This window comes from Pseudoalteromonas sp. 2CM28B (assembly GCF_023161935.1).
On record NZ_JALNTH010000003.1, the window covers coordinates 45,942 to 61,337 of the forward strand.

Annotated in this window: 15 protein-coding genes; 9 read left to right on the forward strand and 6 right to left on the reverse strand. The window is 39.7% G+C overall.

What is annotated here, in order from left to right; genetic code table 11:
* Window positions 1-65: 65 nt before the first annotated feature.
* Complete coding sequence (locus MTN96_RS04895; protein ID WP_248530859.1) at window positions 66-2,174, forward strand: TonB-dependent siderophore receptor; 2,109 nt, start codon at window positions 66-68, stop codon at window positions 2,172-2,174.
* A gap of 54 nt (window positions 2,175-2,228) precedes the next feature.
* Here the strand turns inward: MTN96_RS04895 and MTN96_RS04900 are convergent, their stop codons facing one another.
* Together MTN96_RS04900 and MTN96_RS04905 are read right to left on the reverse strand one after the other, a co-directional pair.
* Window positions 2,229-2,978, reverse strand: a complete 750-nt coding sequence (locus MTN96_RS04900) for an ABC transporter substrate-binding protein (protein WP_248530860.1) — start codon at window positions 2,976-2,978, stop codon at window positions 2,229-2,231.
* Between the two features lie 137 nt (window positions 2,979-3,115).
* The gene (locus tag MTN96_RS04905; RefSeq protein ID WP_096041732.1) at window positions 3,116-4,030 is read right to left on the reverse strand and encodes a 2OG-Fe(II) oxygenase family protein; all 915 of its coding nucleotides are present in this window, start codon (window positions 4,028-4,030) and stop codon (window positions 3,116-3,118) included.
* Between the two features lie 194 nt (window positions 4,031-4,224).
* Here MTN96_RS04905 and MTN96_RS04910 point away from each other — a divergent pair, with 194 nt between their 5' ends.
* On the forward strand, window positions 4,225-4,521 hold the full coding sequence (locus tag MTN96_RS04910; protein WP_154944481.1) for a hypothetical protein: 297 nt from the start codon (window positions 4,225-4,227) through the stop codon (window positions 4,519-4,521).
* A 45-nt stretch (window positions 4,522-4,566) separates the two neighbouring features.
* On the opposite strand, the gene msrA is transcribed toward MTN96_RS04910, so the two are convergent.
* Window positions 4,567-5,166 (reverse strand): peptide-methionine (S)-S-oxide reductase MsrA, encoded by a 600-nt coding sequence (gene msrA, locus MTN96_RS04915; RefSeq protein ID WP_248530861.1) that lies wholly within the window; start codon window positions 5,164-5,166, stop codon window positions 4,567-4,569.
* 235 nt (window positions 5,167-5,401) lie between these two features.
* Here msrA and MTN96_RS04920 point away from each other — a divergent pair, with 235 nt between their 5' ends.
* The gene (locus MTN96_RS04920) at window positions 5,402-5,596 is read left to right on the forward strand and encodes a CPXCG motif-containing cysteine-rich protein (protein ID WP_004586615.1); all 195 of its coding nucleotides are present in this window, start codon (window positions 5,402-5,404) and stop codon (window positions 5,594-5,596) included.
* A gap of 63 nt (window positions 5,597-5,659) precedes the next feature.
* Here the strand turns inward: MTN96_RS04920 and MTN96_RS04925 are convergent, their stop codons facing one another.
* Window positions 5,660-5,863 (reverse strand): hypothetical protein, encoded by a 204-nt coding sequence (locus MTN96_RS04925; protein WP_248530862.1) that lies wholly within the window; start codon window positions 5,861-5,863, stop codon window positions 5,660-5,662.
* Between the two features lie 99 nt (window positions 5,864-5,962).
* On the opposite strand from MTN96_RS04925, the gene MTN96_RS04930 reads away from it, so the two are divergent.
* The gene (locus MTN96_RS04930) at window positions 5,963-6,445 is read left to right on the forward strand and encodes a GNAT family N-acetyltransferase (RefSeq protein WP_054982522.1); all 483 of its coding nucleotides are present in this window, start codon (window positions 5,963-5,965) and stop codon (window positions 6,443-6,445) included.
* A gap of 172 nt (window positions 6,446-6,617) precedes the next feature.
* Window positions 6,618-7,232: a MarC family protein gene (locus MTN96_RS04935; RefSeq protein WP_248530863.1), complete on the forward strand. Its 615-nt coding sequence runs from the start codon at window positions 6,618-6,620 to the stop codon at window positions 7,230-7,232.
* A gap of 294 nt (window positions 7,233-7,526) precedes the next feature.
* Here the strand turns inward: MTN96_RS04935 and MTN96_RS04940 are convergent, their stop codons facing one another.
* Complete coding sequence (locus MTN96_RS04940) at window positions 7,527-8,663, reverse strand: MFS transporter (RefSeq protein WP_248530864.1); 1,137 nt, start codon at window positions 8,661-8,663, stop codon at window positions 7,527-7,529.
* Between the two features lie 203 nt (window positions 8,664-8,866).
* Window positions 8,867-10,078 (reverse strand): porin, encoded by a 1,212-nt coding sequence (locus MTN96_RS04945; protein WP_248530865.1) that lies wholly within the window; start codon window positions 10,076-10,078, stop codon window positions 8,867-8,869.
* 637 nt (window positions 10,079-10,715) lie between these two features.
* Between MTN96_RS04945 and MTN96_RS04950 the strand changes: the two genes are divergently transcribed.
* The 4 genes from MTN96_RS04950 (at window position 10,716) to MTN96_RS04965 (ending at window position 15,371) form a co-directional block, all read left to right on the forward strand.
* Window positions 10,716-12,305, forward strand: a complete 1,590-nt coding sequence (locus MTN96_RS04950) for an ABC-F family ATPase (protein WP_095206740.1) — start codon at window positions 10,716-10,718, stop codon at window positions 12,303-12,305.
* 150 nt (window positions 12,306-12,455) lie between these two features.
* Window positions 12,456-12,938 carry a 5-(carboxyamino)imidazole ribonucleotide mutase gene (gene purE / locus MTN96_RS04955; protein WP_024033606.1) on the forward strand — a complete coding sequence of 161 codons (483 nt, stop codon included), beginning with the start codon at window positions 12,456-12,458 and terminating at the stop codon, window positions 12,936-12,938.
* A gap of 2 nt (window positions 12,939-12,940) precedes the next feature.
* Entirely contained in the window at window positions 12,941-14,092 is a 1,152-nt protein-coding gene (locus MTN96_RS04960; protein ID WP_248530866.1) for a 5-(carboxyamino)imidazole ribonucleotide synthase, read from the forward strand.
* A gap of 115 nt (window positions 14,093-14,207) precedes the next feature.
* Window positions 14,208-15,371, forward strand: coding sequence for an endonuclease/exonuclease/phosphatase family protein (locus MTN96_RS04965; protein WP_248530867.1), 1,164 nt, complete (start codon window positions 14,208-14,210; stop codon window positions 15,369-15,371).
* Window positions 15,372-15,396: the final 25 nt, after the last annotated feature.

The window sequence follows — 15,396 nt, forward strand, 5'->3', positions numbered from 1 at the left end:
TTGTTTAGCGCACCTAGTAACAACACCATAATTATAAAATACTTATATTACTAACAAGGTTCACAATGAAAACCAACACAACAGGGCTTAAGCTCACCTATTTAAGTGCGTGCCTAGTAAGCTTATTTAGCAGCCAGGCTTTGGCTACTGAGCAAAACCAGCAAACACACAGTGCTAACACAAACATTGAAAGGCTGTCTGTGGTTGCTACGCGCCAAGCTTACCAAGGTAACTTTAGCCAACTAGAAACTCCACAATCAGAGCTTAAAATTGATTTAGAAGCCCTTGAAAATGCAGGTGCAGTAAGCCTTGACCAAGCGCTTGATTTATCGGCCTCTGTTGCACGCCAAAACAACTTTGGTGGGCTTTGGAATAGTTTTTCGTTACGTGGCTTTGTAGGCGATGAAAACCTACCGAGTAACTACTTAGTAAATGGTTTTAATGCTGGGCGCGGTTTTGGTGGCTCGCGTGATTTGTCGGGTATTGAGTCGGTTGAGGTTTTAAAAGGCCCGCGTGCGGCTTTATTTGGCCGTGGTGAGCCAGGTGGTACAGTAAACTTAGTTACTAAACGCCCAACGTTTGATACGCAAGGTGAAATTAAGCTCTCGGTAGGGAGTTTTGATACTTACCGCGCCGATTTTGATTACACCACGGCGCTTAACGATGACGTTGCAATTAGACTGGTTGGCTTTTACGAAGACGCCGAGAGCTTTAGAGACACCATAGAAACCACTAAACACGGTTTTAGCCCGTCAATAGTGTGGAATATTAACGACAGCAGCCAACTTGTTTACGAGCTTGAATACAGCGACCAAGAAGTGCCGTTTGATAGAGGCGTATTAGCCATAGATGGCGAACTTGGGCTTATACCACAAAGTCGCTTTTTAGGTGAGCCGGGCGATGGCCCAATTGAAGCCGATGTACTAGGGCATCAGTTAGAGTACATTCATGATTTTGATGATAACTGGAGCATTTTATTTGGTGCAAACTACCGTGATACCTCTATGGAAGGCTTTGCAACCGAAACCGGTTTTGGCGGCGTAGTTGATGGCGAAGTAAACCGCTTTAGGCGCTACCGCGATTTTGATGCTCAATACCATGTATTGCGTGCAGAGCTAAGCGGAAGTATTGAGCTGGGCGGTTTTGAGCACCGTTTAATAATGGGTACAGATAGCGATAAATTTGAAAACGATCAAGTGATTTTGCGTGTACGGGGCGAGCAATACATTAATGTATTTAACCCTGTTTACGGCGCGTATGAATTACCAACGCCTACATCTAATACCGACCGCGTAGAGATTCAAGAGTCGGTAGGGGTATTTATTCAAGACCAAATAAGCGTAACGGATAAGTTAGATATTCGTATTGGTGCCCGTTTTGATGATTACGAGCAGCGCTTAAATAACCGTTTAGCAGGCACTAATACAAAACAAACGCAGTCGCGCGTGAGCCCGCAGTTTGGTGTGGTGTATGAAGCCGGTGATTATGTATCTATATATGCAGCCTATGGCGAAAACTTTCGCCCGCTTTCGGGTGCTGATGCCAATGGCGATGGTTTTGAGCCAAACCAATCTACCTCTGCTGAGCTAGGTGTAAAATTTACCCTTAACGATGGCGCGTTATTTGGTACCGTTGCCGTATTTAAAGTAGATCAAGATAACATGCTAGTAGTAGACGACCCAACAGCGTTTACCTACGCAGCCATTGGTGAAGCGCAAAGTAAGGGAATAGAAATAGACCTAACGGGTGAGCTTAGCGATAGTTTAGAAATTTGGGCGTCGTATGCGTATGTAGATGCCCAAATAGAAAACGCATTTTTTGATGCTAACTTTGGCTACACAGTAGAGGCCGGCGAGTCACTTTTAAATGTACCAGAGCATCAACTTAGCTTGCAGCTTGTTAAATCGGGCGAGTTATATGGCAATGCAATTAAATTTGGTGGCGGGCTATTATTTGTAGACGAACGCAATGGCTATTTTGGTACCGACTTTAAACTACCCAGTTATACAACCGCGCGTGTATTTGTAAATTACGATGTAACAGACGCTATTGGTGTTACGGCTGAGGTAAATAACCTGTTTGATGAAACGTATTACACAAACTCGTTTGCCGATGCATGGGTACAACCTGGTACACCACGTAACGTTAAATTTTCTGCCTCTTATAAGTTTTAATTGGTATTTTGCGCTGTAAACGTAAAAAGGTCGCTTAGTTAAAGCGACCTTTTTTTATTTGGCGTGTTTGTATTTTTCAAAAATTTTGTGGTACTGACCTGAATTTTTAAGTTTTTGTAGTTGAATATTAAAGTCATCACGTAGTCTTTTTGATTTAAATAAATAGCCATTTGGGCTTTTGCCAAACAGCGCAAAGCGATCTACAGATTGTGTTGTATCAATATCTTTAAGGGTTGAGCGATAGTAATCAAAACTTTGTTTATCCATTTGAATTACATCTACCTTGTTTGAAAAAAGCATTTTAACCTGAAGAGATTGGTCGTGCACTTCGTAATATTGCGTATTGGCTTTTGCCATTTTTGCATATTCTTCGCCTAAGTGTATGGCGGCGCTGGGCCAAGAAATTAAGCTGTAATATGTTAATTCTGCAATTTTAGTAAAGTTAAACTGTTTGCTTTTTAGGGTTATCGCTACGTTTTCGTATACATAGGCCTCATCAGAAATATACCCTTTGAGTTGGTTTCCGTTAGCGGTGTTTAAGTTTATGTCTGCTAAAATATCTATTCTGCCTTTTGCATACCCTTTAGCGCGGCGCGTATAGGGGTAATAGCGTGGCTCTATTTGATAACCTAAAGGCGTTAATGCGGCTTTAATAATATCGAGGGTTAGCCCGCTGTTGGTATGTGACATTACAAAAGGCGGTAGGGTTTCGCCTAAACCTACAACTAATTTTTGTTTAGTAGGCGATGCACAGGCAAAAGATGATACAAGCAGTGTAGTTATTATAAAAAAGTTTAACTTCATTAGGCTGTTTAAATTAACTTGGCATACTAAAAAGATAGTAACTAAGTGGTTATGTAACAAGTAAATAGCCCATTAAAGTATTATTAAATATCTTTAATGGGCAAGTATTAGGCACAAAAGGTTAAACTTGGCACCGTTTAAAAAGGTGCGTAGCCGTCTGGCGTTGTTTTTGGCGTAGTCCAACGCTCTTTTGCGTCAATATCTGTACGTTTAGAACCCGGTGCTGGTATACGGCCATTATCGCCAAAAAGCCATAACACTAGGTTTGTTCTGTCGCCACTGGTTATAGGTTTTGCCGCGTGTGGTACATTGCCTTTGTGGATCATGGCGGTGCCTGGTTTAAAGCTAAGTTGCACAACTTTTGCGTTTACTTGGTCGTAAAAATCAAGTTCTGATCCGCTAAATTCTTCCCCAGGTAAGTTTAAATTAATATTTAATGTTACTGATGATGCATCGGTATGCGGACGAATAGACGCATCTGTACTTGGGTCGTAATAAATAGAAAAACCAAACGTTTGCGTATCGTAACCTATGATTTCAGGAAACAATAAACGTGAAATAGGGCGCATGTATGTATTTAATACTTGGTTATAAAATGCCTGAAAACTAGGAGCAGCTAAATAGCCCTCTGAGCGTTTGTCGAGCATAGCTCCGCGGCGGTTTAATACAATACCGTATGGTGGACGCATAGGAATGTTAGCATTCCATACTTTTTCTAGGTAACCACGTAAAACTGCTAGGCGCTCAGGATCAAAAAATTGAAACTGATACACATCAGTCGCTACTTCTTCTAGTAGTGATTTTACTAAATGCTCTTTTGATGGATCTTGCCATGCAGCATTAACGGCTTCACGTAAGTTTTTATCTAGTAATGAATCGTCAAGGGTAAAGGTGGTTGTATCTACTTCGGTTTCTTCCCACTCTTTCCAGGCTTGTGTAAGTAGTTGGTCGTTGTTGTACCAAAAATGCTGTACTGAGTGCTCACGATTTAACATGGCCTCTCTTGAAGGTAACGCTAGAGCACGAGCAAGTTGTAATTGGGTGGCAGACATAATGTGTAACTCCAGTTGTTGAATTAGGTTTTATCAATCTAGGAGTGCAATTTATTATATTTAGAAAGTTAGATAAATAAGCTGTTTTAGGAAACAGTATCAAAATAATGTTTATAATTAGGGGCGGAATGAATAGAATTAGCAGTTAGCAGTTAGCTGTTACTTAAACGCTAAAACTTTTAAAAGGATTTTGTATGTTACCAAAATGTCTGAATTGCCAAAAGAATATATCATTAGCTTGGTTTGTTGTTGCTCGTATGTCTACAAAATATAGGTGTACTGAATGCGGGGCGCTCCATGAGTTTACCCAAAGGCATAAGCTGATTGGTATTATTGCTGTAATTCCTCTGATAATTTTAGTGAATATTTTAGAAACTATTATTCCATCTTCAGTATTAAGATTTGTATTTCTTTTAGCACTAGCAGTTACTGTAATGGTTTTTATACCTAAACAATATAAACTTTCAGATCATGATAATTTGAAAGAATAGGTTAGATGGGTTTGTGTAAACCCATCAAGCGTTTAACTATAGATTTTAATGTGTGACTTTATCACCCCAAATTTCTTCTAGGCGGTTATCGCGTCCGCAGCGCCAGCGGTAGGTATTGTAGCGTATGGGGTTATTTTTATAATAATCCTGATGGTAGCTTTCTTTACCTTTAATTGGGTAAAAAGTGCTGGCATTAAGTATTGGCGTGACCACTGTTTGATTTGGAAACTCTGCTATTACGGCTTGTTTGGTTTGCTCTGCTATTTTGCGCTCTTGCTCGTTAGCTACAAATATGGCGCTTAAATAGCTTGGGCCTTTATCGCAAAATTGGCCTTTGGCATCAAAGGGATCAATATTTACCCAAAAATGATCAAGTATGCCTTTGTAGCTTACTACATCAGGGTCGTAAGTAATTTGTACTGCTTCGTAATGACCTTGATGGTTACCATTGTACGTCGGGTTTTTAATTTTACCGCCGGTAAAACCCGATATAACATCTTTTACGCCTTTGAGCTTTTCAAAGTCGCTTTCCATACACCAAAAACATCCACCGGCTAAAACTGCTTTTTCGGTTTTGGCTGCATGTAAAAAGGTGCTAAACAAAATTGCGGCAGATGTTAATGCAAGCGTAAGTGATTTTTTCATAAAATAATCTACCCCTAGTATGAGTTTAAATACATATTCTTTATAACTAGACCTGCTAAGTGTTATTACTATTTCATTGTTTTTAGTAGGCTAACGTGAATATCGAAAAAGTAATATACGTAATGGTTTTTAATTAAGGCCATACGTACATTGGGCAACCTCTGTAGCACAATGTTGTATTATCAGAGTGTGTTTATTAAAGTGAAAGCATTGAGATAAAAGTAGCAGGTGTTAAATGAACCAGTTAACCGAAAAATCGATAAGTTGCCCGTATTGCGGCGAAAGCATAGAAGTATTATTAGACGCGGCAGATATTGGCGAGCAATACATAGAAGACTGCCAAGTATGCTGTAAGCCTATTTCGTTTGTTGTTTTTGAAGATGAAGACGAGTTAAAAGTAAATGTATACAGTGAAGACGATACATTTTAATCCTTCGTTACTCTTTATATAGGTGGCTGCACAGTGGCAGCCACTTCCGTTTATACACGGGTGCTAGCTATTATTTTGCTCTCGGGCTAGTTGGTTTGGTAACAGCTCTTCTACTATTTCGCGTGCGGGGAGTGTATAACGTATGCCGTCAAACATTACCGAGGTAAACTCGTTTATATTAGTAATGCCTGTTAGGGTCCAGCCCTCACCACGTTTAGGGCAGTATACGGTTGTGGTAGGTTGAATTACTTTAAAATCGTCGCTCATTATTGCTCTCAATATTGGCTATAAAGATAATGCTTGTGAATACGCTATGGTAAGTTAATAATGCTTAACCATAAAGCGCTATTTTAACTCCTGTATAAAATGTTTAAAACCACTCAGCTTGAACGCGTTACGTTGCGTTTAATTACTCATAAGCATGCCCCACAGTTATTTTCTATTTTGAATCACCCGCAAGTGAGCGAATTTAACGACTATCAAACCCCATTAAGTAAATGCCAAATTAAGCAATTAATACAAGACGATATTACCGCCTATTACGAAGGCGAAGTAATAAGAGTGGCTATTGAACATAATATAAATGGCAAACTTATGGGCACCTGTGGGCTTTATAATTTATCGCCTTGTAAAAGTAGGGCGTTTATTGGGTTTGAGCTTGATCCTATGTATTGGGATAAGGGCATTATGTTTGAGGTAATAACCGGCTTTGTTAAAACGCTTAAAGAGGCTATACCGCTTAATTACTTAGCGGCGCAGGTAAGTGCACATAATGCGCGTTCGCATAACTTATTAGTTAAATTAGGCTTTAGCTTGGGTGAGCATTCTATCTGGTATAAACACGTTTAGTACTGCATTAGTCATGTATTAGAGCTGCATTTACATTATATACGTTAGTAAATTTCATCATAAGAGGAACAAATGCAATATAAAAAATAGCCAATTTGGCTTATAGTTAAGCGTAAGCAAATGAATTTGTTACCCGAGTTTTTAAAACGTGTTCGCTTAACAAGGATTTTATATGCTAGAAAAACTATCTCAAGATGCCCTCGTTATTTGGGCCACTATTGACCCAATAGGGACTATGGCGCTTTTTGCTGCGCTGACTTCTCATTTAAGTGATCAACAACGTCGTAAAACTGCGTTTAAAACTGTGCTATATGCAGGCGCTGTATTACTTGGCTCTATTTTAATAGGGCAGCTTATTTTAAATGCGATGGGTATACGGCTGGTATCGTTTCAGTTAGGGGGCGGGATAATTTTATTTTTGTTTGGCCTACAAATGATATTTGGTAATGATTCAAATAAAGCAAAACAAGACCCAGGGCACGATATTGCAGTGTTTCCGCTTGCTATACCTGCTACTGCCACACCAGGGGCTATTTTAGCCGTTATATTACTTACCGATAATCACATTCATCCAATTACAACCCAAATAGGCACAGCGTTAATTACACTGGCAGTGTTGGGTGTAACCTTAATTTTGTTGTTGCTGTCGGGCAAAATTATAAAGCTTATTGGTATTGGCGGGGCGTCTATTTTAACCCGTGTGATGGGGATGATACTGGCTGCTTTTTCTGTAGAGCTGATAATGACTGCACTTGAAGTTAAGCAGTGGGTAACGCTAGGGCCCTGATCAACCTTAAGGTTTGTTATAAAAAAGGTGTGCACTGTATTTATATACAGTGCACACCTTTTTGCTTATAATCGCTTTAATTAATAATTGTTTGCTAAGGCTAAAAAACTGACTTTACAATGCAATTAACTAAAGCAACAACCATTGCTGGTGGGTTTATAGTAAAGAACACATCATACTAAATTGTTCTTAAGTGCTTAACTTAGCTAAAGAGTGAAGGAGAATAAAAGTAGCCAATAAATAGGGGATAATTGGCTACTTAATTTGATAATTTTACCGGTTATTGATTGCTACTTAGTGCGCTTTAGGTTTAACAAGAAGGGCGATAGCTACAACGGCGCTTAAAATACTGCATATTATAAATACGTTATGTTCACCCCCAGGTATGTACTCCATAAACGAGGTAAAAAACTGACCGGAGAACACAGCCATTGTAAAATACGATAAGTTACGTCCGCGAACATTTTCTGGGCTTAGCTCTACGGTCATGTGGTTTAAAAGAGGAATGCTAAAACCAAAGCCAATACCAATTAATAGCGCGCCTAATACTAATATCAATGTACTTGATTGTATAAAGCAAAGGTATGATAAACCAAAGGCAAAAAATGCGATTGCTAATACATTTTTCTCACTAAGGCGTTTAGTTGCTTTAGGCATAAATCCCGCTGTAAATACCGCAATTAAAGATATAAAAGCCAATAGTTGGCCTATTTCAGACTCATTAAAATTTAGTGCGTGCAAGGTAATAGGTAAAAGCACGGTTGAGGTAAAAAATATTGTCATAGCTAGGGTTGATACTATATAAACCCCTTTAAGCGTTAATGCGTTTGAATTGCTCTTTTTTATTTGTTGAGTTTGCTCTGTGTTATGGGCGTTTAATTGCTGCTTACGGGGTACAAACATGAGCAACATAGCTAAAAATACCCAAGCAATTAAATATAAAGCAAGGGGTAATCCCCAATACATTGACGCTAAAACACCGCCTAAAAATAAAAATATAACGCCACCTAGCTCTATCGCCATACCTTGTTTGGCAATCATATTCAGTCGGGCTTCGCCGCTGTACCACGTTGAAATTAATACGGTGCAACTTGCCATCACTATTGCTGTAATACCACCTAATGCAAAACGATTAATAAATACTAAGATTGAGCCATGTAAAAAGTAAGCACATGCACCCACTAATCCGTATAAAAATAAACCTATTATAAGTAAAGGATATGCGCCGTACTTGTCTATTAATCTTCCGGCTAGTGGGGCAAACACCACCGCACCTAAAGAAGGTAAAGTAATTAATAATACGCTGTTGCTTTGTATGCCTAGGCCATCAGCAATGTTAACTAAACCCGGCGCTAATAGGGTGCCAACCATTATGGTTAAGCTGGCAATGCATAGTAGAGTAAAATTACCGGCGGTTTTGAGTGAACTCATTTTCTCTCCATTAATTTTCGGGTGAATTTGTAAGCATGTTTACAGGCATTATTAATACGCAGCGCACACAGCTTTTATAAAGTGTTATAACAAATAATAGCGATTGTTAACGCATTCAAACATTTAAATTTTTTCATCATTTAACGTTTAAAATAAAAAAGCCCAGCATATAGCTGGGCTTTGTGTGTTGTTATGGTGGGAAGTTAAAACTTGTATCTAAAACCAAATGCAATCCCGTCGTCTTCTGAGGCTTCCATTTGCGATTGCTGGTCTTTGTCTTCACTTTCAAAGTCGCTAAAATCTTTACGGGCTTCAGCGTAGGCAATGGTGTTTTCGTCAATTAAGTAATGAACACCAATCACAGCAAATTGACGTTTGAATACATCATTAGGATCGGTATTAAAGTTAGGTTGAATAACGTAATCGTCACCGGCATCTAAAATGTTATAAGCCACAAAAGGGCGCACATCGTTATCAAAACGGTACGACATGAATGTTTCTACCCCAATAGAGTCTTTAATTAAGCGCCCTAGGTTATCGGTATCGTGGTTTTCACTTTTATTTATGTTAGCGGCAACGTATAAACCTGGTTTTTCAATGCTGCCCCACATTACACCCGCACCAAAAATTAAGTCTTCAACGGTTTGTGTTGTGCCATCGCCATACGTTACATCAAATTCACCACGGTTTACGCCTGCTGTTAACGTTAGCATGTCGGTTGCGTTATAAGTTACAGACCCACCAAAGGTGTAGTTAAATTCTACTTCTTGAGCTGCACTGTCGCCAGTATTCCATAGGGCTTCACACGCTTCTTCAGAAATATCATCAACATCACAGGTATAAAATTCGCTGTTTTTAAGTTGCGCTTGAACTGCAAAGCTAAAGTCGTTGTAGCTATTACGGTATTGAATTAGTTTATCACCACGGCCAGTACCATTTACTGCACCGTCGTCTTTATTGTATGTGTAAACACCCGCAGCATTACCATCCCATACAAAGCTGTTATTGGTGCCATAAACTACGTCGTACCACGCACCCCATTGTTTACCAATGGTAATTTGCCCGTACTTTTCGTGCGAAAGGCCAGCATAACCTAAACGGTTATATAAAAACTCATCTTGAATAGATTCAAAGCGGTTATTGTAAATAATGTCGCTACTACCAACAGGGTTTACACCCCATTCAACTAGCGCTAGTGCCGACCAGTCTTTTTTAAGTTGGCGAGTAAAGCCAAAGTTTATACGCGATGTACCATTTACCACTTCGGTTTGGTTTTGCGTATTAATAACGCGCACATCAAGGTAACCACCTACTTTAATAGTGTTCTTTTCATCCTTATAGAGCTCTACTGCTGAAGCAGCTGGCGCAACTACTATGCTTGTTCCTAATAGTAGGGTTACAAAGTTTTTAATCATTTGTGATGCCTTGTGTGTATTAACTTTAAAAAGTGACATTAAATTTAGAAGGCATGAAGACTAGCAAAGCCCTAATGGGCTCAAAAGTGAAAAATAATCAATGAAATTAACACCAAAAATGAATAAATATTCACTGGAGGTTAATGGTGTTTTTTATCTGTTAAGGGATATGTTTTTTTTGATTAAAAACTACGTAAATAGTGCTGAAAATAGCGCAAGTAAGTGGGTTTTAAATTGAGTTTTTTTCATGTTGGATAAAAATAAAACGCTAGTGCAAAAACTCTAAAAAGCATTTTATATCATAAATATATACCCAGTTATCTGTTTTTTAAAATGCTTTGCGATAAACAATCGACTTATTAAGTTAAACGGGTTTATTAATTAAAATTTAAACCCTGATATGGCACACAAATCGCGCTATTATTTTTAGCTAAGCGCATTTTTTTAGTTGAATAAGCATTCACTGGCTTAATCGCGTTTTTAGGCACTATTTGTGAGGCATTAATTTACGCCTTTAATGAGTGGAATAGGGCATAGTTCACGCGCTTTCAACCTTAAACTTTCATAGAAAAAAAGCTGTATTTAGTTTAAACTGCGCGCAATTTAAATACATCATGTCCCCTTGGAGGGTAGCGCTATTATTAGTACAGCTAACATCACCATGCAATTTGGTGCTAAACCGTTATTTGAAAACATATCTGCAAAGTTTGGCGAAGGAAACCGTTACGGTTTAATTGGTGCAAACGGCTGTGGTAAATCTACATTTATGAAAATCCTAAGTGGCGAACTAGAGCCCTCTGCAGGTAACGTAAGTACAGATCCAAATGAACGTGTGGCTAAACTAAACCAAGACCAGTTTGCTTACGAAGAATACTCTGTAATTGATACTGTGATCATGGGCCATAAAGAATTATGGGATATTAAACAAGAGCGCGATCGCATTTACTCATTACCAGAGATGAGTGAAGAAGACGGCATGAAAGTAGCCGATTTAGAAACTGAATTTGCCGAAATGGACGGCTATTCAGCTGAGTCTAAAGCGGGTGAGCTTTTATTAGGGGTAGGTATTTCGACAGAGCAGCATTACGGCCCAATGTCTGAAATAGCACCCGGTTTTAAACTACGTGTGTTACTTGCCCAAGTGCTGTTTTCTGACCCTGATATTATGCTACTTGATGAGCCAACCAATAACTTGGACATTTACACCATTAAATGGTTAGAAGATGTGCTTAATCAACGCGACTGCACCATGATCATCATCTCGCATGACCGTCACTTTTTAAACTCAGTATGTACGCACATGGCTGATATTGATTACGGCGAGCTTCGTATTTACCCAGGTAACTACGATGAGTACATGTTTGCAGCAACACAAGCACGTGAGCGCCTATTAAGTGAAAACGCGAAAAAGAAAAGCCAAATTGCTGAACTACAACAGTTTGTATCGCGCTTTTCTGCAAACGCATCAAAGGCTAAACAAGCAACGTCACGCGCAAAACGTATTGATAAAATTCAGCTAGAAGAAGTAAAAGCCTCTTCTCGCCAATCGCCGTTTATTCGCTTTGAGCAAGAAAAACAGCTATTTCGTAATGCATTAGAAATGACCAACCTAAGCCAAGGTTTTGAAGACAATACGTTGTTTTCAAATTTAGAAGGTTTAGTAGAAGTAGGCGAGCGCATTGCTATTATCGGTGAAAACGGTGTAGGTAAAACAACATTACTTAATACGCTTGCTGGGCGTTTAGCACCTAAGTCGGGCGAGTTTAAGTGGTCTGAAAATGCCAATATTGGTTACTACGCGCAAGATCATGCTGACGAGTTTGAAAAAGACATGAACTTGTTTGAGTGGATGGAGCAATGGCAACAAGAAGGCGACGACGAGCAAGTGGTTCGTGGCTTTTTAGGACGCATGTTGTTTTCGCAAAACGATATCAAAAAGTCTGTAAAGGTTATTTCAGGTGGTGAACAAGGCCGTATGTTATTTGGTAAAATTATGATGCATAAACCAAACATACTGTTAATGGATGAGCCAACAAACCACATGGATATGGAGTCTATTGAGGCGTTAAACCTTGCATTAGAAGCGTACGAAGGCACTTTACTGTTTGTATCGCACGATCGCCAGTTTGTATCATCGGTTGCCACCCGTATTTGGGAGATAAAAGATGGCAAGGTGATTGACTTTAGAGGCAACTACAGCGAATACCTAGCAAGCAAAGAAGTATAAGCACTTTGTAACTGCAACCCTTTAAAAGCCATGTTTAAACGTGGCTTTTTTTGTTTTTGTGAGTCGCAATTAAACTTGGTTTGGGTATAATACCCGCCTAAAACCGGACATAAGTCCGCTATTTTTAAAATACATTACTGAGGAGTATTTATGACTGTTGGCATTATTATGGGTTCTAAATCAGATTGGCCAACCATGGAACACGCAGCGCTCATGCTCGAAAAATTTGGTATTGAGTACGAAACAAAAGTGGTCTCTGCACACCGCACTCCTCAACTTCTTGCAGATTATGCAAATTCAGCCGCAGATCGTGGCATAAAAGTGATTATTGCTGGCGCCGGTGGTGCTGCGCATTTACCGGGTATGGCAGCGGCATTTACATCACTCCCTGTGCTTGGTGTACCGGTTAAATCTAAAGCTTTAAACGGTGTAGATTCATTGTTATCTATTTGCCAAATGCCAAAAGGCGTAGCCGTGGGTACACTAGCAATTGGTGAGCCAGGCGCTGCTAACGCAGGTTTACTTGCTGCACAAATTTTAGGGTGCCAAAACCCAGAAATTTTTGCAAAAATTGAAGCATTTCGTAAAGAGCAAACCGAGACTATTTTAGCTAACCCTAATCCTGCAGAGTAAAAATGAAAATTTTAATTTTAGGTGCCGGCCAACTTGCGCGAATGATGAGCCTAGCAGGCGCCCCCCTTAATTTAAATGTGGTTGCGTACGATGTAGGCAGCCAAAAAATTATGCATCCGCTAACCGGTGAAATTTACACAACCACACTTGAGCAGGCAATTAGTGACGCTGATGCGATTACCGCAGAGTTTGAGCATATCCCCGATGATGTACTTACACTGTGCTGCAACAGTAATAAATTTTACCCAGGGAAAGCTGCCATAAAAACTGGTGGCGACCGCGCATTAGAAAAAGCGTTACTAGATAAAACAAACGTAGCATGTGCGCCGTATCAACTGATCACAGAAAAAGCGCATTTAGAATTAGCGGTTAAAACCCTAGGCAAACCGCTGGTTATTAAAACGTGCCAAGCAGGGTACGATGGTAAAGGGCAGTGGCGTTTAAAATCAGATGACCAAATAGAGCAAATATGGTCAGAAATGGCTGATTTTATTGCCTCTGGCACACAGGATGCGCCACACAGCATTATTGCTGAAAAAATGATCCCGTTTGACCGTGAAGTCTCTATTATTGGTGCACGCGATAAGCAAGGTAATGTGGCCATTTACCCAATTACTGAAAACGAGCACACCAACGGCGTGCTTACTTTGTCGATTGCGGGTAAAAATAACACGCTTGTTGAGCAGCAGGCCCATAGTGCATTTACAAAAATTGCTAGCGAGCTTAATTATGTTGGCGTACTTGCCATTGAGTTTTTTGATGTAAACGGTACTTTACTGGTTAACGAAATTGCGCCGCGAGTTCATAACTCAGGGCACTGGACACAGCAAGGCTGCCATTGTTCGCAGTTCGAAAACCACATGCGAGCTGTAGCGGGTTTACCGCTAGGTAATACAGAGCTTAAGCATATTACCGCCATGGTTAATGTGTTGGGCCAAGGATGTATTCCTACCGAGGTTTTAACAGTCAGTGATGTAACCAGCCACTGGTACGGAAAAACGGCAAAACCTGGGCGTAAAATGGGGCATATTAATGTATCTGCAGATAACATTAATAATCTTGCCGATAAGCTTGGGCAACTTACCGATTACCTACCTGAGCAAGCGTACCCCGGCATTTTAAAAGCTGCTACTGCACTTATGCTAAGTGAGTAAAGGCTGCAATTAACTAATTAAATACCGGCTTAAGCCGGTATTTTTTTGTCATAAAAATAGGTATTAATTGTGTAATACTGGTAAAGTCTATTTTTTAATTTTTTGAAGTAAAAAAATGAAACTAAACATACTTTATGGCGCATTAGCCATTGCCGCTTCATTTAGTTTAAATGCTACAGCCAGCGAGAGCCTTCGTATTGCCACCTTTAATGTGAGTATGGATGCAACTAATCACACGCCAAAAGGCGAGCAAGTTAACCCCGATGCGCTAGTTAATGCACTAAAATCAAACCACCAGCAAATAAAAAATATAGCCGAAATAATTCAGCGTGTTCGCCCTGACATTATTTTATTAAACGAGTTTGACTATGTACCAAAAGCGCAAGGTATAGATTATTTTAAACGCCAGTTTTTAAATGTAAGCCAAAATAAACAAGCCCCCATTGATTACCCATACAGTTTTATTGCCCCTGTAAATACAGGCCTTGCTACTGAGTTTGACCTTGATAACAACGGTAAAAAAACCGATGTAATGGGCGATGCGCAAGGTTTTGGTTTTTTTGAAGGGCATTACGCAATGGCTATTTTATCTAAATACCCCATTAACCTTGAGAAACTGCGCACGCTTCAAACGTTTAAATATAAAGATATGCCTAATGCGCAAATGCCAATAGACCCTAAAACAAAAGAGAATTGGTATAACACGCAAGAATGGCAAGCGCTTAGGCTTAGCTCAAAATCGTTATGGGATGTACCTGTTGTAGTAAACAATAAAACAGTGCATGTACTTGCCTCGCACCCAACACCGCCGGTGTTTGATGGCGACGAAGACAGAAACGGCAAACGTAATCATGACGAAGTTAGGTTAATTGCCGATTATGTTGCTAATAAAGCCTATATTTACGACGATAACGGCCAAAAAGGCGGATTAAAAGCAAACTCGCGGTTTGTTATTTTAGGTGACTTAAACGCCGCACCTGAAGGGGATAAAGCACGGGTTGAAACCACCAATCAAATTTTAAATAACCCACTTATAAATTCACAATTTATACCGCAAAGCGCTGGTGCTAAAGAGCAATACCCGCAGCCATACGCAAAGCACTTTACTGCTAACTGGCAAGCACGAGTAGATTATGTATTACCCTCTACCTATGGGTTTAAAATACAAGACGGCGGGGTGTTTTGGCCCACTAAAAACAGCGAACAATATAGATTAATAAAAGATAGAAACGCATCGAGCGATCACCGATTGGTGTGGCTTGATTTGCTAATAGAGTAAACTCAGCTTTACCGTGAGAATGTGT